Here is a 20,765-nt window from a genome sequence, read left to right on the forward strand (position 1 = left end):
CAAAATTTCTGGGGATACCTCAGTGGAATCAGACCAATGCTTTCAAAATAGAACTAATCGAATGCTTGAAACGCAACTGGAACACCCAAAATGAATTTAAACACAAAATATTTAGCCACCTAATGCATGATAACCATGAGCATGGCCAATGGTTTTGGAATTATCTAATCGATAAAGCAAAAGTGCCTCACTGGTTTCTTGTTCCTACAACATACAGTGAATATTTTGCATGTGCATTTGCTATTCTCTACATCTGGCAAGTTAGTCATGCTGAAAAAACTCTAATGTTAAATAAGGCTTACAGCAGTTTTCATAATAGTCGATCAAAACAGAAACCAGATAATGAGAAAGGAGCGAACCTCTGGCTTAATGCAGACTCTTTGAATCAGTTGAACGAGATTGCACGTAAGAAAAATTGTAGCACCAAGCTCGCACTAAAGAGGCTAATAGCGGCTGAGTTTGACAAAATTAGCAAATAAAAGTAAAGGTTAAGGTATTAGTTGCATTAGCCGCTGTTTAGCAAGAGCCCATGGCAGGCGACGCCCGGCTTTTGCCATTTTATCGTAAGCAGCTTGCGCCTCAACAACTGTAAGCATGCCATGCGTGACAAGCTGCTCGATAACCCATAGCGTCCCTTGAACCAATATCGCTTCTTTTTCGGCGGCACTCTTAAGTGCTCTATCACCGGTAAGAAGTGGGCACTGCTCTTGCCTGGCTAACGCAAGTGCAAAGCAATCGTTCATGCTGGGGCCCGTATATTTCTGCCTCAATTCAAAGGAATACATCATAGACTCAGGGCTTAGCTCCCCCAGAGACAAGCCTAAATCAATTAGAAATCCGTGTTGCTCACTCAGCTCCTCATGAAATAACACATCTGGAACTTTGAATTGGTAGGGTAAATTGAAAAAGATCTCCAGTAACTGGCCTTCCTCGAGATCAATGAGAATATTGGCATCACTGATCAACAAGTACATCTATACAGCCTCAGCTAACATTCGGCGTTGCTTATGCAGTGCCATAACCGATATTTGTAACAATTCAGCGGCTTTCGACTCGCTAAGGATCCCCTCAGCTAAGGCGCGATAGACTAGTTGCTCAAACAGCAGTGTTTGCTCTTGCGGGTAAGGCTTCCCTGGCTCTTGCTTACGCCAGCCATTTTGAGAAAACTGGATAAAAATTTGGCGCTTTTTCTCTTGAGTTATAACACCAAGATCGGCGCTACGATACAAACAGGCCGCCATGCTTAAACCGTATTCATGCTTCAAAAAGTAAAGTTCTTTAGCCTCAATATTCGAGCGCTGCTCACCTAAGTGTTGATAAAGCCCAATGTCTGGCAATAAAAATGCTGACGCAAAACGATTGCATGCCATTTCCTCGTTAACAGAATCATCTAGCAGGCCATGTAAAATCAGATGACCAAGTTCGTGTGCCAGCGTGAATCGCTGACGACACCCTGGCCAGTGTGCAGATACCACAATGATAGGCTGCCCAGAAATCTTGGCTTGTAATCCATCAAATTTATCTGCTTGAGGCACGTTGCTGACAATCACCAAAATACCTTTAGACTCAAGCAAATCAATTAAATCAGGTAGAGGATTCATCCCCAGTTGCCAGTCACTACGTACCTTAGCAGCAACCTGCTCTACCGCAGCTAATGAACTCACCACTGGAATATCAGGATGATAGTCAAAGTCTGAAATTGGGAAGTTAGGCCACGCATTTTTGAGCGCCAGCCAGCGTTCAGCTTGGTCGATCACATCAGATTCTATTTTTTTCAGTAGCTTAGCTGGAGCTGACGCTTTCTTGCGATACTCCACCTCACCTAACGTCACTTGTGCTGGGCGAAAAAAGTATTCAGAACGAACCGACAATGCAGCCGCCAATTTGAGTAAAACACCCGAGGACGGCATACTCTGGTTATGCTCGTATTTTTTAACCATGTTGGCACTTATACCAACAATATCACCCAAGGCCTGCATAGACAGGCCAGCAGCAGTACGGGCTCGTTTTATGCGCTCTCCAATCACACTGACCTCCGGTTTATAAATATAAATATTTGTGGGTAATTATAAACCGACTGGGTGATTCTGTCGATTGGCATCACAGGGTAAAAAGGATGGCGATCTTGGGATTGTTTAGACACTTTGCTTTATAAGGCTATAAACGCCCGCTAATGCGAGATCACATATCTAGTACTTCTCCCCCCAGCCGCGGTTTTCTCCAAGCACCCCATTTCAACCAACTGAGCCAAATGCCGGCTTGCAGTTGCCGGACTGACCTTGGCCACTTTGCCGTACTGGCTATTACTGATGCCATCGCTGAAATCGCCATCCAGTAACCGGTTTAGTACTTTTACTTGCTCTTTGCTCAGTTGGGTTTGGTCTACCCGTTGCCAGAAGCGGGTTTTTAGCAGCGTTTGTTCGATATCAGCCAGCGCCTGCTTTAGGCTAGCGGCTAGCGTGTCGAGAAACCAAACCAACCAAGCAGTGATATCAGTATCGCCTTTTTGGCTTTGCTCAAGAATGTCGTAATAGCTGCTTCGCCTTTCCAGGATAGCAACCGACATGGCATAAAAGCGGATCGACTGATGTTCGGCCTGCGCCAGCGCCAGATCAGTCAGCAGCCTGGCCAAGCGGCCACTGCCATCTTCCAGTGGATGGAGTGTGATAAACCAGAAATGCGCAATGCCTGCGCGAAGCAGCGGGTCTAACTTGGCATCATCCCGCGAGCGGTTAAACCAGTCGATAAAGCAATTAAGCTCGCTTTCCAATACGTCGCGTGGTGGCGCTTCGAAATGCACTTTAGGGCGATCTATCCGACCGGAGACCACCTGCATCGGCTCGTTACCGCGAAGCTGCCCGCCCTGCACTCTCTGCATTAGTGAGCTGTCGGTCGGAAATAGCCAGGAGTGCCACTGTAATAATCGCTCCTGCGTTAATGGCTGTTGCCAATTACCGATAGCATCGGTCACCATCGCAGCAAGGCCATCCGATTGCGCTGTTGTTGCAACGCTTTGCAGTTCAGCAATACCCAGCTTTCGGGCTAATGATGAACGCACCACGCTATGGTTAAGTCGCTCTCCCTCAATGGCGCTAGAGGTAAGGATATTGGCAAGCATGGTATCCAGTGCAGCCTGCTGGTTATTCTGCACGCCCATTTTGCCCAGCAGCACGCCTTGCAAAAAGTGCAGTTCACGTAACTTAGGCATCAGTGTCGCATGATCATAACGAAAGGCTGGCGATGCATTTTGCTGACGGCCAGGCCAATCGGGTTTTTGCCAGATCCACATAGACAAGGCTCCTACTGATTGAGGTGAATACGTTGCACAATCTACTCACATGGTGAGGCGAATAGCAAGATTAATCACCTCATCAGACGCACTCAGAAATTCTAAGTTTCGTTCGACAGGCTTCACATCCCCATATCAAACCTGGTTTTGGGCGAACCATTACTGAGTAACTCCGATGCCATCGCACTGACTTCGGCCTGCACATAAGCCCAATATTCCGGGTTATCCACCGTACGCTCCTTGATCTGACTTGGGATAAAACGGCTCATCTCCATATTAAAATCAGCACGTACTTCATCATCTTGCTGTAACTTTTTGATCTGCTGCTCGAGCGCGGTTCTAAAGTCGTCTTTATGTTTATGTCTTGCCGCTAATTTTTTTTCAACCAGCTCTTTTGATAGCGCTACGCCTCGTTGTTTGATCCAGACGATATCCCAGATATCTCGCGGTTTAATTCTTCTAGCCCGATAAGCGACGGCAATAAATTTATCTGCCAACGTTTCTTGCAATGACTGCACCGGCACCAAAATCCCTTCGGTGGGTACCACGATATTGTAATGGTTTAACAAGGGCCTTTTTTCAATGTCGAATGACGGAATGGCGCAAACATCAATATGCATTTTTTGCCGGGGCAAGTCCGGACGGTTCGCTTCTTTTACGATACTGATTTTCCAGGAAACCGTATCTCCCTGATTGTCTGCTGCAGGTTTGTTTACCCATACCTCAGTTTCATATTTGTTCTGAATATAGTTTTGAATGTCGGCTTCAAGACCATCGAAATCAGCCGGCTTGAAATTATGGCCACCGTTAAAATCGAGATCCTCTGATAGGCGTGCACTGTTGTAACACATACGCAAAGAAGTCCCGCCAATAAAGGTCAGACTTTGCATCGCACCTTGCTTGATCAAGACCGCCATAATGTCGTGGTGCAGGATCTCTTTCTCAATAACAGGGGTAATAGCGGCATAGTCTGGATTCGCTTGTACAATTTGACGAAGCTGTTGTTTTAACATCCTGATCCTCTCTCTATTCATGCTCCAGCATATGCAGATTGCGCTGACAGTATTTCAGGTCGGTCAGCGCTTGTTGGGTATTGGCGCGATACATTTTAATGTCAGGGTCAAAATACAGATTAGCACCAAGCTGTTCGACAGGCCTTTTGGTGTGGGTGAACTCAATCACGCCGTAAGGGGTGGCAAAGGTGCCGCTTCTACCTTTTGTCACCACGGTAACCCTGTCCATCATCACTTGCGAAATCTCACCAGTATGGCTTAGCTGACTTTCCAGGCTGATATAACTCAGTTCATCGCTGCGCAATTTTTTGATGATTTTATAAATGGCTGTTTCAGGCTCTGGCGGCGTTAGCACACTTTCGTATAACCCTTTAGCTACTCTCCTAAGCTGACCTTTTTTTACCCGGTCGGCCAGAAATTTCGTAAAAGCAGGTGTGTATGGCTCACCTAACATAAAAGCCAGCTCTGCAGCGCTATGAATACCGCCGCCAGCCTTTACCGCGTTAGCAAAAACGAGCAATAATTTATCAGATTTTTGCATAGGTACACACCAAATAACCAAATACGTAATAAAGTGTAGATGAAAACGGAAAATCGTCAATCTAATGGTGCACAAGAACACACCATTCAGGTAAGAAATTGCCAACCTAATAGTTAATATAACTCATACAAGCTTGAGCAACAGTCGGGCGACAATTAGGATGACCGCCAAAGATAGACGACGAACAACAGTTGCTGCCAATCCACACGGAGCTAACTACTCAAGAAGCGGCGGATCTACTGAATTTAGCACGGCACTTTACCTATCAAATCGGCTAATTGCTGGCGCGTTAAGTACGGATTGTGTTGCAGCAATAATTTAATCGGCTTAAGCGTTTTTAAACCAGCAATATTTACAGGGGCATTTACAGAGGCGTTTACAGAGGCATTTCTTACTAAAGCTTGAACCAAATTTTTAGCAATAGCGCTCAGCGCAAGCAACAGAAAAACGGTGGGTAAAGTGGCGGGTAAAACTACAAAAATACCAACAAAATAAAACTCAAACCACTGATTTAAAACAAAAATAAATTCACACTCTACAAATAGATCCAGAATATTGAATGATATCTACCGGTATTAACCTTTATCCACTGGAGCCGCTGGCGAAATTGGCTGAACATTTAAGAAATATCATTTAAAACTAAAAAAATGCATTTTGGGACATCACCATCACATGCCATAAAACCGTGTGATGGTGATGTAGAACTACTTATCTAATTATCATCTGCCATCCAGCTCTTCAGGTGGCAGCAAACTGGCAATGTTACTTTCACCAATGACTACGCCGTATTTACCATCGTTCTCTTGGGTGTACACTGCTCCACCTTCAAAGCGTTTAAACAGTGTTAATCCAGCCAGGTCGTCAATAGACTGATTTGCAGTTTTATTATTCATCAGAGACTTGATACAACCGATTAAACGCCGGCTCTTCAAAATAAGCATAATCGCCCAACTGCAAAGCCTGCTGGCGGCGCGCTTGGGCTGAGGGTTTGCGCTCGGCAATGCTGATCCCGAATACTTCCAGGTGCACCTTTTCCATCAGCTGTTGCACTTGTTGGCGGCTGCATAGCTGTAATAGCTCACCAGCATGAATAAAGCCCTGCGCCCGTAAACGTTGCTCGCTGTTATCTTTGCCTGCTTTACTGGCCTGAAACAGATCGCGAAATTGCGCTTCTAAGGTTATTAAGAATAGGTCTTGCTGTAACATGCTCATTTCAGTCTCCTTTGGTAATTGGCATCCTTGCCGGTTTGTCCCTGCGCATCCAAGCAAATAGCATCCTTGCTAATAGCTTCCTTAAAAAAGCATCCTTGCCAATAGCGTCCAGCTAGCTTGTCCATACACTGTCATGGTTAGTGACATGTCATCCATAAGTCACCATCTTAGGCTGTTTCTTTTTTCACGCCATACTGTGCAGGTACTCAGTGTATGATTTTCAGGCAGATGTTTTTTGGCCTTTGCGCCAACCCCTTTAAGACGTTCGCGCACTGGCTTAGAGTTGGGGCAACACCCAACAAAACGCGAGCTAATCATGAACAACCAGCACATTCGCGCTGAGGATTTACCCCGGCTAACCCGCTTACAAGAGTTGTGTAAAACTCTCAATGCTATAGAGCACTTAGTCAACGCTAAGCACGATAAAGTGGTGTATGCTGGGCGTATTTGGCGCTATGCCGATTTGGTTTATCTGGCTTATGAGTATTATGTGCTGGCTATTCCGTACGGCTTAAAGATTGATAACTTCAGTAAGTGGTTAGCGGCAGAACAAGCTATTTTAAAGCAGTTTAATTTACCCTGGCCGGTTGCCACCTTAAATGCAGCAACGGATAACGCCTAAAACGTATTGATTGCAGGTGTGTATGCTAATCAGACACATTTTACAGGAGTTTAGATGCAAAACCCTCAACCACAGCCCCCACTTTTAACAGATAGCCGTAGCAGCCTAGACGCCAGCGGCTGGCCACTGCGCTGGGAGCTATTAATGCGTTACCGGCTAATTGAAATTGTCGCGCTATGGGAAGGCCGTTTAACCACGAATCATTTATGTAATAGTTTTGGTATCGCACGCCAGCAGGCATCGAAAGATATTAATGCCTATTTGCGCGATATTGCGCCGGGTAACCTGGTGTATGACGGCAAGCTTAAAGGCTATAAACCGGCTGCCAATTTTACCCCCAAAGTCACCAGCGGCCTGGCCGATGAATACCTGCATGCGCTAGCCAGCACCAAAGATTTTGCCCACACCTTTAGCCAGCTCGATTTAGGCTTTGCCCATACCGAAATGCTCACGCCCCCACTGCGCCAGGTAAACCCGGATATTTTGCGGGCATTAGTACAGGCCGCACGCGATGGTAAAAAGATTGATATGGGTTATGTGTCGCTTTAAACCCCAGCCCCAACACAGGCCGCGATTTGTGATTAATGTACGAATCTGTAAAAGCGAAAAGTGTTCTGTCATTGCCCACGTTAGTGATCGTTGCAATGGGTTCACCATAAAGCAAAACGTTGAGCGTAGAGACATTATTAGTCATCGTCATCTCCATCTAACTGATATGCGGGCGACATTGGCTCAGTTTCATCACCAAGACCGTTATTATCAGTACCTTTGCTACTTCGAATGATCGACTTAATGGCAGGAACAGATTTTTTAGGTGCGACAAATAACTCTAAATCGAGTACGCGGGCAATCGCTATCAAACTGGACATTCTTAAATCAACGCCACCAGACTCGATCTTCGAAATATGACTTTGCGGCACACCCGACCGCGCGCTCAACTCTCTTTGGCTAAAACCCTTACTTATTCGCGCTTCTCGAAGGCTTTGTAGTATCTGCTCTGTTACATAGCTCATTTCGATACGCCTTAATATATCACTGAGAAATAATTATATGTATAAACATATCAACCTAACCAAGAGAACACAAGAATGATTAGTTATTACATATCATAAATCGACATTGATATACAAATGTAGATAACACGGCGCACAGCAAGTAAACCCGGCACCCCATTGTTGGTCATTGACTGTGGAATGTAGAGGCAAATAATCGAAACAATACTTTTTATATATCTAAGTCAGCCCTACAATTAATCACCAATATCGGCTATTTATCAAGAAAACCTGTTTCTGCCTCAATATATTCACCGTTATCGGTGATAATAATTGAAATCTCCCAAAGCCCAACTATAATCACCGGATGTGGTGATTAATATATTAAAAAGCGACTCCCGTTATGGCAAAGAAAGTCACGGCGTCAAACATGCCTAACTCAGTATTTATCGAAAATGCCGAAATATTAGGGCGACTGATTAAAGCGAAGCGCACAGAGCTTGGCATTAAATTGGCCGACTGTGCGGCGCTGTGCGGCATTGGCATTAACACCTTATCACGTATTGAAAACGGCAACGCCAATTGCACTTTAGCCGCAGTTTTCTCTGTGTTAAACGGCTTGGGAATTAAGCTAACATCGAAAGAGTTGACGACAGCAGCGAATTCCTCATCAGCTGAAAGAAAGTGGGTTTGATATCAGCTTAGCCTCAGCTATAAAGGGCTATCTGTAAAAAACAGTAGCGCAGACAACTCTAAAACCAACACTGGCCTCTTGGTCTGACCAGTGCTAAGCTAGCGCTTTACTAGCAGCATTTTCGGAAAACTGGAGTGGTTATGGCGGTATCGTTACGTAAAGCGAATTGGTTTTTAAAGCTGTTTGCCTGGCGCTATATACCACTGATTGGCTTTTGCTCGCCCAAAATTATCCGTATGGATGACAAAACCGTTGAAGTGACGATGCCGCATAAATGGCGCACCAAAAACCATCTGGGCAGTATCTATTTTGGTGCCTTAGCCATTGGTGCTGACTTAGCCGGGGCATTTTTAGTATTTACCAAAGCCAAGGCGCGGGGTGTAAATGCTAACTTTGCTTTTAAAGATGTGGAAGGTAAATTTTTAAAACGTCCGGAAGGTCGGGTGCATTTTATTAGCCATGATGGCGATGTGATTGACCAGATGCTGGATGAGTCTATCGCGACCGGCGAGCGGATCAATCGCCCGGTGTCGGTAATGGTAACTTGCCCGGAAAAAAATGGTGACGACGTGATGGCGAGTTTTACCCTTACCTTGTCAATTAAAGCCAAAGCGAAAAAATCTTAACTGACGCGCCAGTTTGCACCGGCAAGCTGGCCACAGTAAACTTAGCCTATTCCTATTTAGCTAAGGTATTCCCCGTGATCGATCACAGCATGCAGCAATTAAGCGGCAACCTGTTTATTATTTCGGCGCCCAGTGGCGCCGGCAAATCGACGCTGATCCAAGCGCTGCTAAAGCGTTACAGCGATATGCGCTTAAGTGTGTCGCATACCACCCGTGCGCCACGAGCAGGCGAGCAGGATGGCGTGCATTATCACTTCACCACTATTCCCGATTTTCAGCAGCGTATCGCCAACGGCGAATTTTTAGAAAGTGCCGAGGTATTCGGTAACTACTATGGCACCTCAGCACAGGCTATTCGCGAATTACTCAGTCAGGGTATCGATGTGTTTCTGGATATCGACTGGCAGGGTGCACAGCAAATCCGCGCCAAGGTGGCCGGCACTATTGGCATCTTTATTTTGCCGCCCAGTCTCGACGCGTTGCTGCAGCGGCTGACCCATCGCGCTACCGATAGCGCCGAAGTCATCGCCAAACGTATGGCGCAGGCGCAAAGTGAAATGTCACATGCCTTCGAATATGACTATCTGATTATTAATGACCAGTTAGAGCAAGCTTACAATGAGCTGGAGCGCATCGTACTGGCGCAGCGTAACCGCTTTAGTAGCCAGGCTCACCGGCAGCAGGCTTTGCTGGAACAACTGTTGGCGAAAGCAGCAAAATAGCGTACACTATGCGGTCTTGTAATACCTGTATTAACACTGAATTATCCCGGAGTGCTGAATGGCTCGCGTAACCGTTGAAGATGCTGTAGATAAAATTGGTAACCGTTTTGACTTAATTCTGGTTGCAGCACGCCGTGCTCGTCAGCTGTCAGTGGAAGGCAAAGAACCCATGGTTGACCGTGAAAACGACAAACCAACTGTGGTTGCACTGCGCGAAATTGAAAAAGGCTTTATTACTCAGAGCATCCTGGACCAACAGGAGCGCCGCGATCAGTTACAGCAAGAAGCCTCTGAAATGGCTGCCGTTGCTGCCATTATCGGCTCAGATCAGTAAAAAAAAGCCTGCCAAATTGCTGCCAACGGCCTTTCTGCCGTTGGCATTCGCCAAATTTACACGTATATTCTAAGCTTAAACAGCATATTATCTTTCAACTATGCTGTGTTCGTTTGGAGATCCCGTGTATCTGTTTGAAGGTCTGAAAAATCAGATAAGTGCGTATCTGCCCCCGGAGCAGGTTAATCTGGTACAACAGGCCTATGTGGTTGCCAGAGATGCACATGCACCGCAGTTTCGCTCTAGCGGTGAGCCCTACATTACCCACCCGGTAGCGGTCACCAGTATTCTGGCCGAGATGAAACTCGACCACGAAACACTGATGGCCGCCCTGCTACATGATGTGATTGAAGACACCCCGGTTACCAAAGAAGATCTTACCCGCTTATTCGGTGCCACCGTAGCCGAGCTGGTACAGGGTGTTAGCAAACTCGATAAAGTAAAATTTAAAGATATCAAAGAGTTTGAAACTACCAACCTGCAAAAAATGTTTATGGCGATGACCCAGGATATCCGGGTTATTCTGATTAAACTGGCCGATCGCACCCACAATATGCGCACCCTAGGGGCGTTAAAACCAGAAAAACGTCGCCGTATTGCCAAAGAAACCTTAGAACTGTACGCGCCGATCGCCAACCGCCTGGGTATTCATAATATCAAAAATGAGCTGGAAGACTGGGGTTTTCAGGCGCTGTATCCTATGCGTTACCGTGCTCTTAGCTCAGCGGTTAAACAGGCGCGCGGTAACCGCCGTGAGCTGCTGGAAAAAGTGCAGCAGGATATCCGCAACCGCATTCAACAAACGGGTATTCCGGCTGAGGTCAGTGGCCGCGAAAAACATCTGTACAGCATCTACCGCAAAATGAAAAACAAAGAGCTGATGTTCAATGATGTGATGGACATCTATGCGTTTCGGGTCGTGGTCGACAGTATTGATAACTGCTACCGCACCCTGGGCGTGATGCATAACCTGTTTAAGCCGATTGAAAGCCGCTTTAAAGACTATATCGCTATTCCAAAGCAAAACGGCTATCAGTCGCTGCATACCTCACTGATTGGCCCGCACGGTATTCCGGTTGAAATTCAGATGCGCACCCGCGAAATGGACGAAATGGCCGACAAAGGCATCGCCGCGCACTGGATGTACAAGGTTAACGGCGAAGTGCGTGAGTCTACCGCCCAAATCCGCGCCCAGCGCTGGATGCAAAGCTTGCTGGAATTACAGCAAAGCGCCGGTAACAGCCAGGAATTTGTCGAAAATGTGAAATCCGAGCTGTATCCGGACGAACTTTATGTCTTCACGCCAAAAGGCCGCATTGTCGAGCTGCCCATTGGCGCCACCGCAGTCGATTTTGCTTATGCGGTACATACCGATATCGGTAATAAATGTGTTGGCGCTAAGGTCGATCGCCGGCCCTACTCGCTAAGCAAACCACTGGAAACCGGGCAAACGGTGGAGATTATTACCAGCCCCGGCGGTAAGCCGAATGCCAACTGGTTAAACTATGTGGTCACCAGCCGCGCTATTTTAGGTATCCGCAATTACCTTAAAAAACAACAGCAAAACGAAGCTGTTAGCCTGGGTAAACGCTTACTGACGTCCGCTTTGGGTACAGTGAAACTGGAAGAGATTAGCCTGGAGCGGATTGAACAGGTCCTGACCAACTTACAACAACCGACGCTGGATGCACTGTATAGCGAAATCGGCCTCGGTAATCAGTTACCCATTGCCATTGCCCGCCGCTTATTGGGTGAGTTTGATAGCGATGAGCCGCAAAGTAAGGCGCCGGCTATCCCCAAAGGCAATACCTTTATCGTCGGCTCCGAAGGTATGTTGGTCACCTTTGCCAAGTGTTGCCGGCCGATACCCGGCGATCCTATCGTCGCCAATGCCACACCGGGCAAAGGTCTTAACGTGCACCGCGCTGAGTGTCGTAATATCAAAGGCTGGGAACGTGAACCGGCAAGGTTCTTCCCGGTACGTTGGGATAATACGACGGAGAAACAGTTCCTGTGTGATATCCGGGTGTTTATTCTGAATAAACAAGGCGTGCTGGCAAAACTGACCACGATGATCGCCACTCAGGACTCGAATATTCAGGATTTATCGACAGAAGATCGCGATACCGGCGAATATGTGATAAAAATCACCCTCTCGGTGAAAGATCGGGTACATCTGGCCAATGTGATGCGCAAAATCCGCGTTATGCCCGATGTGCAAAAAGTTTACAGAAGGAAATAAGCGTTCATGTCAAAAGTGATTATCCGTACTGATGCCGCGCCAGCAGCCATTGGTACCTACAGCCAGGCGGTAAAAATTGGCACTACCGTGTATTTATCCGGCCAGATCCCATTAGTGCCAGCTACGATGCAAATGGTGTCAGAAGATTTTGCCGAACAAACCCACCAGGTGTTTAAAAACTTAAGCGCGGTGTGTGAAGCGGCCGGCGGCACTCTGAATAATATGGTGAAGGTAAATATCTTTTTAACTGACTTAAGCCAGTTCGCCACGGTGAATCAGATTATGAGCCAGTACTACCAGGAGCCATATCCGGCACGGGCTGCGGTACAAGTCAGTGCCCTACCCCGCGGTGCGCAAATTGAAATCGACGGCGTGATGGAAGTGCCGTCAACCTACTAACGTTTAGCTACTTAGGCCCGGTTTTGAGCCAGACCCGTCTTGATAATATCGCCATTTCAGCCATTAAGGGCGTCGGCAGCAAAGTTGCTGAACGCCTGGCGAAACTGGCGATTTTTAGCATTCAGGACATCTTATTTCACCTGCCGCTGCGTTACGAAGATCGCACCCGCCTGTACCCTATTGCCGACTTAATGCCGCTGTTGCACGCCACCGTGCAGGGCGAAGTACAAAGTAGCGAGGTGCATTTTGGTAAAAGACGCAGCTGGCTGGTTACCGTCAAGGATGGCAGCGGCAGCATTACGCTGCGGTTTTTTCATTTTTCGGCGGCGCAAAAAAATGCCGTGGTAAAAGGCAGCCGCTTACGTTGCTTTGGCGAGGTCAAGCGCGGCCCGCGCGGTTTGGAAATGCTGCATCCGGAATACAAAGTATTACAGGATGAGGCCTTGGAGCTGCAAGTCGCCGAAACCCTGACGCCAATTTACCCGACCACCGAAGGCTTAAAACAAGCCACCTGGCGTAATCTCACCGATGCCGCCCTGACTTACCTGAAGCAATATGCACCAACTGAATATTTACCGGCCGAGCTGATGCGCCAGCCCTGGTCGCTGGCCGAGGCTCTGCATTATATTCACCGCCCGCCGCCGGATGCGCAGCTTACGCTGTTAGAAGCAGGCAAGCACCCGGCGCAGCAACGGCTGATTTTAGAAGAGCTGATTGCGCAGCAGCTGAGTATGTATCAGCTGCGTAGTCAGGGCCAGCAACAGCAGGCAGTGGCATTGCCAGCACCGGCAAAACTACTCAATGACTTTTTAGGCCAGCTGCCGTTTCAGCCTACCGGCGCCCAACAGCGGGTGGTCGCGGAAATTCAGGGCGATCTCGCCAAGCCTCTGCCAATGCTGCGCTTAGTGCAGGGCGATGTCGGTTCCGGTAAGACGCTGGTTGCGGCACTGGCGGCGTTAACCGCTATCGGTAATGGCTATCAGGTAGCGTTAATGGCACCCACCGAGCTTCTGGCCGAACAGCATGCACTCAATTTTCAGCGCTGGTTTGCGCCGCTCGGTATTCAGTTAGCCTGGTTGGGCGGTAAAAGTAAAGGCAAGGCGCGTGAGCAGAGTCTGGCTGCGATCGGCGATGGCAACGCCCAAATGGTGGTGGGTACCCATGCGCTGTTTCAGCAACAGGTTGAATTTAAACAACTGGCGCTGGTGATTATCGATGAACAGCACCGCTTTGGCGTACATCAGCGCCTGGCACTGCGGGAAAAAGGCGGCATTGCCGGCCATTATCCGCATCAGCTGGTGATGACGGCAACGCCAATTCCTCGCACCCTGGCAATGACTGCCTATGCCGATCTGGATACCTCGGTGATTGATGAATTACCGCCGGGTCGTACGCCGGTGACCACCGTCGCCATTCCGGATAGCCGCCGCGATGAAGTGATTGCGCGGGTCAAGCAGGTGGTTACCGAACAACAACGCCAAGCGTACTGGGTTTGCACCTTAATTGAAGAGTCAGAAGCGCTACAATGCCAGGCCGCGGAGGATACCGCGACCTTGCTACAGCAAGCGCTGCCAGAGCTAAAAATTGGCCTGGTGCATGGCCGCTTAAAAAGCGCTGAAAAACAACAGATTATGCAAAGCTTTAGCAGTGGTGAACTGGATTTATTGGTCGCCACTACCGTCATTGAAGTGGGCGTCGATGTGCCCAACGCCAGCCTGATGATTATCGAAAACCCGGAGCGGCTGGGCCTGGCGCAGCTGCATCAGCTGCGCGGCCGGGTTGGCCGGGGTAGCGCCGTATCGCATTGTGTGCTGTTATATCATGCACCGCTGTCGCGCACGGCCCAGGCACGGTTATCAGTACTACGCGAGAGTAACGACGGCTTTGTGATTGCACAGCGCGATTTGGAAATTCGCGGTCCCGGTGAGCTATTGGGCACCCGGCAAACCGGTTTAATGCAGTTTAAAATTGCTGACTTAACCCGTGACAGCGAGTTACTGCCACAAGCACGACAACTCGCAGCGATAATGTGGCAACAACACCGGCCGGCCAGCCTGCAACTAATCAAACGCTGGCTCGCCAACAAAGAAATTTACGGCCACGCCTAACCTTCGGTATCTGACCCCGAACCTTGACCCCGAACCTTGACGGCCACGCCTAACCTTCGGTAACCTTCGGTATCTGACCCCGAACCTTGTCCGGCCAAGGAGATCTCCATGCAACAACTTACCCCCTATCAAATCCGCCAGCTGTGTCGCAGCGGTGAGTTTGCCAGCAATACCTCGGGCCTGGCGCCGGGTTTTGTGCAGGCCAATATGGCGATTATCCCTGCCGCCTATGCAGCCGACTTCCTGCAGTTTTGTCACTTTAACCCCAAGCCCTGCCCGCTGCTGGGTATGGCGGCTCGTCCCGGTGCTGTTGCGCTGCCGGCACTGGCACAAGATTTAGATATTCGCACCGACTTACCGCGTTACCGCATTTTTCGCCATGGCGAACTGGTGGATGAAGTGACTGATCTGACTACCGTCTGGCGCGATGATCTGGTGACCTTTTTAATCGGCTGTTCTTTTTCATTTGAAGAAGCATTACTGGCTGATGGCCTGGAAATTCGCAATATAACCGAACAGGTCAATGTACCGATGTATCGCACTAACCTGGCCTGTCAGAGTGCCGGGGTGTTTAGCGGCAGTATGGTGGTCAGTATGCGACCAATGAAACCAGCCGATGCCATCCGCGCCATTCAGATTTGCTCGCGCTTCCCGCAAGTACATGGCGCGCCGGTGCATTTTGGCGATCCGGCGGCTATCGGTATTCGGGATATCAATCAGCCTGATTATGGCGATGCGGTAACGATTAAACCCGGTGAAGTGCCAGTATTCTGGGCCTGTGGTGTCACACCGCAGGTAGCGATTGCTAATGCCAAACTGGATTTTTGTATTAGCCATGCACCGGGGCATATGCTGGTTACCGACTTAAGCAACAGTAAACTGGCAGTGCTCTAGCAAGTCACGCCAAGTCGAAACGCGGCAACTTGTGACACCACTACTTAAGCGCTAAAATGACCTAAATAGAGACTGCATTAAGGACCTAATCAATGACCTCTAGAATTTTAGCTGATGTAGCAGCAAGCATTACTGAATTAAAAGCCAACCCGATGAAAGTTGCGACAAGTGCATATGGTGCACCTGTCGCGGTTCTTAATCGAAACGAGCCTGCGTTTTACTGTGTGCCCGCTAAAGCATACGAAGACATAATGGATCGTCTCGAGGATCTCGAACTGCTTGCAATTGCAAGAGAACGGGAATCAGAAGAAAGCATCCCGGTTAATATCGATGACCTATAAACTTGATTTTAAAAAAAGCGCCTGGCAAAGTTCGGGGTCAGAGCCGCTAGGTCACCATAAATCAGGCGCGCAGCGTTCTGCAGGCGATTTGGCCGCGACCGCTGTTTTTAGCCTGATACAGCGCCTTGTCGGCCAGTAACAGCAAATCATCGTTCGCGCCCTGCCCGGTCACAGCGATACCAATGCTGATACCGTGTTTGTCACCAAAAGGGCTGGCCTGATAACTTTGCTGAATGCGGCTGGCCACGTCTTGCGCTTCCAGACGCTGACAGCCGGGCAACACCAGTAAAAATTCATCACCACCTAAACGCGCGGCAAAATCATAATCGCGGGTATGTTGCTGTAAAATCGCGCCCAAGGCTTGCAAGGCTTCATCGCCCGCCTGATGCCCAAAGTTATCATTCAGTTGTTTAAAATTATCGAAGTCCAGCGCAATCACCGCTACCTGCTTTTGATCGGTGTCGACTTCGGTGCAGCGCTGCCAGAAATCCGCAAAACCACGCCGGTTTAATAAGCCGGTTAAGGGGTCACGTTCGGCCAGGGCTTTTAACGAATCACGGTCCTGATAGGCAAGTTGTAAACGCTGGCGGGTAAACTGAAGCCGCTGCTGCAATTTAAATAAACGCTGCCATTGTGCCAAGGTCCAGGATACGGCTTCGGCAATCAGCTGCAGTTGTTCATGCTGCTCTGCACTAAGGTATTGCTCACGAGTACTGGCACCACACACAGTACCAATGATTTTCTCCTGATGCTGCACCGGCACCGCAAAAAAGGTATTCATGCCCAGGGCCGCCCCAGCGCTTAGCGGATAGTGCTGTTTAATCTCGTTGTCTTGCCAGTGCTCGTCATTAAACAGCAGCCGGCACATCGAGTCTTGCCAGTCGATTTCACTGCCCTCGACAACGCCAATTTCACCATCACCCACTACTACGGCCACTTGTTGGCGCGCCAAAATAGGGTCGATATAGGTGACAAAAGCGGTTTCCAGCCCGGTAATTTTACATACCAGTTGCATTAGCGGCAGTAACGCCTGCTTTAAATCTTTTATTCTGCTATCAAACCGCGCATTGCTCATACTGCCTCTAAGCTCCTGCTGTAGCGTCTGCCTATTAAAGCACAACTTGTTACTTACTGTTCAGATATTTTCAACAAAGACAAAGTTCATGGAATACTTTATTCCGCTATGAAATGCATAAAGAATTTTTTATTAGAACAGCGCTACCAACCTCTGGACAAGGCGGGGCCAGTCGCGCAAACTAGACCAGGCTCTGACCCCGAAGCGGACTTCGGGGTCAGAGCCACTAAGTCAAGCCAGCTACGACCGGAGAGCCCAATGTCACAACCTCGCCCTGCCTTATTACTCAACTGTGATCTCGGTGAAAGCTTCGGTAGCTGGACTATGGGGTTAGATGAGCAGGCCATGCCCCATATCGACCTGGCTAATATTGCTTGCGGTTTTCACGGCGGCGATCCTGATGTGATGGCGCGCACCCTTAAGCTGGCCAAACAACATCATGTTACCATCGGCGCCCATCCGTCTTACCCAGACTTACAGGGTTTTGGCCGGCGCAGTATGCAATGCTCCGCCAGCGAAATCATTAATCTTATTCACTATCAGGTAGCAGCGCTGGATGGCATGGCGCAAAACCAGGGCCTGACACTAAGCTACATTAAACCGCACGGCGCCCTGTATAACGATATGATGGCCAAAGCTGAGGTTTGGCAAGCGGTACTGCAAGCGGTTGCCAGTTACCATAAACCCTTGAAGCTGATGATTTTAGCCACCGCCAATGCCGCCGATTATCAGCAACAAGCGGCCGCGGCCGGGGTTAGCTTATTACTGGAAGCCTTTGCTGACCGCCGCTATACCGACGCCGGCAAACTGACACCACGCAGCCAACCCGGCGCGGTGCTGCATGGTGCCGAGGTGCTGACGCAGGTACGACAACTGCTGGAGCAGGGCACTGTTACCACCGACAGCTGTAAGGCGCTGCCACTGACTGCCGACACCCTCTGCGTGCATGGCGACAATATCGCAGCCATCACCCAGCTGACCGAAATCCGGGAGTTACTGCGCCAATGGCCATAACACAACCACAACTACGGCTGGAGCTGGCCGGCGAAAACGCTTTTATCCTGTATCTGGAGCCGCAACAAATCAGCCCGGCTACGGCCGCTGCCGTACAGTATTACTGTTCGCTGCTAACACCCCTGTTGGGGCAGCACCTCACTGAACTGCTGCCATCTTACGCCTCAATATTAGTGCAATTTAATCCGCTTACCCACAGCCACCTTAGCTTGCTACCCTTGCTAAACCAGGTGTTACAGGCGAAAGCCGCTGGTGCTGGCCAATTGGCGCAGCAAAGCAGCAAAATTGTCGAACTGCCGGTTTGGTACAGTGCGCAAAGCGGCGCGGATTTGCTTAGCGTCGCCAAGGCAAAAAACCTCACCCCCGATGAGGTAATACAACTGCACAGCAGCCAAAGCTACCAGGTATATGCCATTGGTTTTGCGCCGGGTTTTGCCTACTTAGGTGAACTGCCGGCCGAACTGGCCATGCCGCGCCTTAGCAGCCCGCGGCCAAAAGTACCGGCCGGTGCCGTCGCCATAGCCGATCGGCAAACTGCGGTTTATCCTGCAGCCTCACCGGGTGGCTGGCATTTATTAGGCTTGTGTCCGATCCGGATGTTTAACCCGCAGCAACAACCGGCGATGCCGGTCGCGGTCGGCGATCAGGTGCGCTTTATCCCGGTTAGTGAGCGGGAGTTTCAGCTCCTCGGAGGCGCCTTATGACTCAGCCAAACCACAGCGCCTGCCTGAAAATCATTAGTCCCGGCACCTTAAGCCTGTTACAGGATGCCGGCCGCTTTGGCATGACGGCCCTGGGCCTGACCCAGGGCGGCCCCTTGGATGGCCATAGTTTTGCCTGGGCTAATGCCTTAGTCGGTAACCCACTACACAGCACTGTTATTGAACATAGCATTGGTGGTTTAATCGTGCAGGCAACTGCCGGCTGTACCGTCGCCGTTACCGGTGCCGTGCTGCCACTGCTGCTAAATGGTAAAGCCGTCGCCTGCTGGCAAGCCATTAGCTTAAAAGCCGGCGATGAACTGGAACTGGGTTATATGACGCAGGGCTTGCGCGCTTATCTGGCCGTTAGCGGCGGTTTTGCAGTAGCGTTGCAATTTGGTAGCTGCGCCACCGTAATGCGGGAAGGCGTAGGCGGCCTGCATCAGGATGGCAGCAAACTGGCAGCTGGCGATCAGATCCCACTGGCCGGGCAAGCCACACTGCCGGCGCTAACCACACCGAGTTCACAAATACAACAATTTAGCCTGCCGCCACTTGCCAGCGTAGCAGCGCTTACCGGGGCAGAGCAAAAGCAAGCCAGCGCCAGCACAGTGCTAAGCCTGCGCTTACTGGAAGGCTATCAGCACCATGTATTTAGCGCCGTTGAGCGCGCCCGTTTTTATCTTAACCCGTATCAGGTTAGCAGCCATTGTGATCGGATGGGCTATAAACTCAGTGGCAGTGCTATTAGTTGTAGTAGTCGCGCTTTATTGTCTGAGGGTATTAGTCTGGGTGCAGTACAAATTCCACCCGATGGCCAACCGATAGTGCTGCTCAATGATCGCCAAACCCTTGGTGGTTATCCGAAAATAGGCACTGTGCTAAGTCTGGACTGCTGGCGACTGGCACAAACCCCGCCCGGCAGCCTGGTGCAATTTAGCCAGCTGGATAGTTATCAGGTGCACAATACCCTGGCTCTCTATCGGGCCAGGTTTGCGCCTGCAACCAAAGCATTCCACCCGCAGCATGCCGCTACGCAGGAACCGTTATGACGCTATCCCAACCTACCGCACCCGCCAGTAAAGTGGCAGACTTTTTCGCCATCAGCCGGCAAATTGAGCTGCTGCTTACCGCCCGTAATCTGCGCGGTATGCAGCAGGTACAGCAACAGCTGCGCCCCGGCTATATCCTGCGCGCGGCGCGGCTGTTTAACCTGCCGGCCGGCAGTACCCTGTTAATCGGCACCGGCTTTCCGGTACTGGATACCTTTGAAACCGACGGCCCGGTGGGTGCCATTGCGCTGTACCAGGCAGCCCAGGCACTTAATTTAAAACCTTATCTGGTATGCGGCAAACCGCTGTTCTCGTTATTAGCGCAGCATTATCAATGTGCCGAGCTACCGGTAAATCAACTGCAGGGGCGGGTGGCGCAGGCCAGGCAACTACTGCAGCAACTCAAGCCGGCACTGGTGTTATCAATTGAACGGCCGGGGCTGAGTGCGGCCGGTATTTATGTGAATATGCGCGGTGAAGATATCTCGGCGCGCTGCGCCAGCTTTGATGAGCTGCTGAATCAGGCGCCCTGCCCCACGCTGGCTATTGGCGATGGCGGTAACGAAATTGGCATGGGCAATGTGCAAGCGGCACTGGCCGGCTTAAATATTACCCCCAGCATTACCGAATGCGACGAATTAGTGGTGGCCGATGTGTCAAACTGGGCGGCCTGGGGTATTATTGCCATGTTAGGTGTATTACGGGGTCAGGACTTGCTTACCAACGCCGATCTGGCCGGCCTGTTACAGTTTTTAATCGCCCATGGCTGTATCGACGGCGTAACCCGCCAGGCCACCCTAACCGAAGACGGCCTGCCGATGAGCGCAGGCGAGCAGCTGATTGAGCGGCTACGGGCACTTACTGCGCCCTATCTGTAACCTAAAATGAGAGCCT

The 20,765-nt window shown here is 49.8% G+C and carries 24 protein-coding genes and 1 pseudogene; 16 read left to right on the forward strand and 9 right to left on the reverse strand.

Translation table 11 applies throughout. The features are described from left to right. Positions 1-479: hypothetical protein (locus A9165_RS16865; RefSeq protein ID WP_176714591.1), on the forward strand; the 479-nt coding region annotated here is incomplete at its 5' end. A 9-nt stretch (positions 480-488) separates the two neighbouring features. On the opposite strand, the gene A9165_RS03510 is transcribed toward A9165_RS16865, so the two are convergent. The 6 genes from A9165_RS03510 to A9165_RS03540 form a co-directional block, all read right to left on the reverse strand. Next, positions 489-974 (reverse strand): PIN domain-containing protein, encoded by a 486-nt coding sequence (locus A9165_RS03510; RefSeq protein ID WP_065954917.1) that lies wholly within the window; start codon positions 972-974, stop codon positions 489-491. Beyond that, entirely contained in the window at positions 975-2,027 is a 1,053-nt protein-coding gene (locus A9165_RS03515) for an ImmA/IrrE family metallo-endopeptidase (RefSeq protein ID WP_065954918.1), read from the reverse strand. A gap of 143 nt (positions 2,028-2,170) precedes the next feature. Then, complete coding sequence (locus A9165_RS03520; RefSeq protein WP_065954919.1) at positions 2,171-3,289, reverse strand: Fic family protein; 1,119 nt, start codon at positions 3,287-3,289, stop codon at positions 2,171-2,173. A gap of 122 nt (positions 3,290-3,411) precedes the next feature. Next, complete coding sequence (locus A9165_RS03525) at positions 3,412-4,302, reverse strand: nucleotidyl transferase AbiEii/AbiGii toxin family protein (RefSeq protein ID WP_065954920.1); 891 nt, start codon at positions 4,300-4,302, stop codon at positions 3,412-3,414. 13 nt (positions 4,303-4,315) lie between these two features. Next, positions 4,316-4,843 carry a type IV toxin-antitoxin system AbiEi family antitoxin gene (abiEi, locus tag A9165_RS03530; RefSeq protein ID WP_065954921.1) on the reverse strand — a complete coding sequence of 176 codons (528 nt, stop codon included), beginning with the start codon at positions 4,841-4,843 and terminating at the stop codon, positions 4,316-4,318. Positions 4,844-5,728: 885 nt separating this feature from the next. Then, positions 5,729-6,055, reverse strand: coding sequence for a hypothetical protein (locus A9165_RS03540; RefSeq protein WP_065954923.1), 327 nt, complete (start codon positions 6,053-6,055; stop codon positions 5,729-5,731). A 316-nt stretch (positions 6,056-6,371) separates the two neighbouring features. Between A9165_RS03540 and A9165_RS03545 the strand changes: the two genes are divergently transcribed. Beyond that, positions 6,372-6,677: a hypothetical protein gene (locus tag A9165_RS03545; protein WP_065954924.1), complete on the forward strand. Its 306-nt coding sequence runs from the start codon at positions 6,372-6,374 to the stop codon at positions 6,675-6,677. Between the two features lie 54 nt (positions 6,678-6,731). Beyond that, positions 6,732-7,226: a hypothetical protein gene (locus A9165_RS03550; protein ID WP_255365631.1), complete on the forward strand. Its 495-nt coding sequence runs from the start codon at positions 6,732-6,734 to the stop codon at positions 7,224-7,226. Here the strand turns inward: A9165_RS03550 and A9165_RS16560 are convergent. Together A9165_RS16560 and A9165_RS03555 are read right to left on the reverse strand one after the other, a co-directional pair. Beyond that, positions 7,222-7,371, reverse strand: a pseudogene (locus tag A9165_RS16560) (type II toxin-antitoxin system HipA family toxin); the annotation flags it as partial. The gene A9165_RS03550 and the pseudogene A9165_RS16560 sit on opposite strands and share 5 nt — an antisense overlap. Continuing rightward, positions 7,364-7,690 carry a helix-turn-helix domain-containing protein gene (locus A9165_RS03555; RefSeq protein ID WP_057786018.1) on the reverse strand — a complete coding sequence of 109 codons (327 nt, stop codon included), beginning with the start codon at positions 7,688-7,690 and terminating at the stop codon, positions 7,364-7,366. The gene A9165_RS03555 and the pseudogene A9165_RS16560, both read right to left, overlap by 8 nt. A 382-nt stretch (positions 7,691-8,072) precedes the next feature. Here A9165_RS03555 and A9165_RS03560 point away from each other — a divergent pair, with 382 nt between their 5' ends. The 9 genes from A9165_RS03560 to A9165_RS03600 all read left to right on the forward strand — a co-directional run bounded on the left by A9165_RS03560 (position 8,073) and on the right by A9165_RS03600 (position 16,029). Next, positions 8,073-8,363 (forward strand): helix-turn-helix domain-containing protein, encoded by a 291-nt coding sequence (locus A9165_RS03560; protein ID WP_065954925.1) that lies wholly within the window; start codon positions 8,073-8,075, stop codon positions 8,361-8,363. A gap of 140 nt (positions 8,364-8,503) precedes the next feature. Continuing rightward, entirely contained in the window at positions 8,504-8,989 is a 486-nt protein-coding gene (locus A9165_RS03565) for a PaaI family thioesterase (RefSeq protein ID WP_065954926.1), read from the forward strand. Positions 8,990-9,078: 89 nt separating this feature from the next. Beyond that, positions 9,079-9,711 carry a guanylate kinase gene (gmk, locus tag A9165_RS03570; protein WP_065954989.1) on the forward strand — a complete coding sequence of 211 codons (633 nt, stop codon included), beginning with the start codon at positions 9,079-9,081 and terminating at the stop codon, positions 9,709-9,711. Positions 9,712-9,769: 58 nt separating this feature from the next. Next, positions 9,770-10,045 (forward strand): DNA-directed RNA polymerase subunit omega, encoded by a 276-nt coding sequence (rpoZ, locus tag A9165_RS03575; RefSeq protein WP_008606791.1) that lies wholly within the window; start codon positions 9,770-9,772, stop codon positions 10,043-10,045. A gap of 124 nt (positions 10,046-10,169) precedes the next feature. Further along, entirely contained in the window at positions 10,170-12,287 is a 2,118-nt protein-coding gene (spoT, locus tag A9165_RS03580) for a bifunctional GTP diphosphokinase/guanosine-3',5'-bis pyrophosphate 3'-pyrophosphohydrolase (protein WP_065954990.1), read from the forward strand. A gap of 6 nt (positions 12,288-12,293) precedes the next feature. Next, on the forward strand, positions 12,294-12,686 hold the full coding sequence (locus A9165_RS03585) for a RidA family protein (protein ID WP_008984677.1): 393 nt from the start codon (positions 12,294-12,296) through the stop codon (positions 12,684-12,686). A 23-nt stretch (positions 12,687-12,709) separates the two neighbouring features. Then, entirely contained in the window at positions 12,710-14,794 is a 2,085-nt protein-coding gene (gene recG, locus A9165_RS03590; protein WP_065954927.1) for an ATP-dependent DNA helicase RecG, read from the forward strand. Positions 14,795-14,902: 108 nt separating this feature from the next. Continuing rightward, complete coding sequence (locus A9165_RS03595; protein WP_065954928.1) at positions 14,903-15,688, forward strand: putative hydro-lyase; 786 nt, start codon at positions 14,903-14,905, stop codon at positions 15,686-15,688. Between the two features lie 92 nt (positions 15,689-15,780). Next, positions 15,781-16,029 (forward strand): type II toxin-antitoxin system Phd/YefM family antitoxin, encoded by a 249-nt coding sequence (locus A9165_RS03600; RefSeq protein ID WP_065954929.1) that lies wholly within the window; start codon positions 15,781-15,783, stop codon positions 16,027-16,029. A 61-nt stretch (positions 16,030-16,090) separates the two neighbouring features. Here A9165_RS03600 and A9165_RS03605 read toward each other — a convergent pair whose 3' ends face one another. Next, positions 16,091-17,104, reverse strand: a complete 1,014-nt coding sequence (locus A9165_RS03605) for a sensor domain-containing diguanylate cyclase (RefSeq protein WP_065954930.1) — start codon at positions 17,102-17,104, stop codon at positions 16,091-16,093. Positions 17,105-17,362: 258 nt separating this feature from the next. On the opposite strand from A9165_RS03605, the gene A9165_RS03610 reads away from it, so the two are divergent. The 4 genes from A9165_RS03610 to A9165_RS03625 are packed head-to-tail and all read left to right on the forward strand — an operon-like array spanning position 17,363 to position 20,749. Further along, the gene (locus tag A9165_RS03610) at positions 17,363-18,118 is read left to right on the forward strand and encodes a 5-oxoprolinase subunit PxpA (RefSeq protein ID WP_065954931.1); all 756 of its coding nucleotides are present in this window, start codon (positions 17,363-17,365) and stop codon (positions 18,116-18,118) included. Then, a complete protein-coding gene (gene pxpB / locus A9165_RS03615; protein ID WP_065954932.1) occupies positions 18,109-18,822 on the forward strand; it encodes a 5-oxoprolinase subunit PxpB in 714 nt (237 codons plus the stop codon). The genes A9165_RS03610 and pxpB overlap by 10 nt, the downstream gene beginning before the upstream one ends. Then, the gene (locus A9165_RS03620) at positions 18,819-19,871 is read left to right on the forward strand and encodes a biotin-dependent carboxyltransferase family protein (protein WP_065954933.1); all 1,053 of its coding nucleotides are present in this window, start codon (positions 18,819-18,821) and stop codon (positions 19,869-19,871) included. The genes pxpB and A9165_RS03620 overlap by 4 nt, the downstream gene beginning before the upstream one ends. Then, complete coding sequence (locus A9165_RS03625) at positions 19,868-20,749, forward strand: glutamate cyclase domain-containing protein (protein ID WP_065954934.1); 882 nt, start codon at positions 19,868-19,870, stop codon at positions 20,747-20,749. Before A9165_RS03620 ends, A9165_RS03625 begins: the two co-directional genes overlap by 4 nt. Positions 20,750-20,765 lie beyond the last annotated feature (16 nt).

This window comes from Alishewanella sp. HH-ZS, from assembly GCF_001704375.1.
In the GTDB taxonomy this organism is placed as follows: Bacteria; Pseudomonadota; Gammaproteobacteria; order Enterobacterales; family Alteromonadaceae; genus Alishewanella; species Alishewanella aestuarii.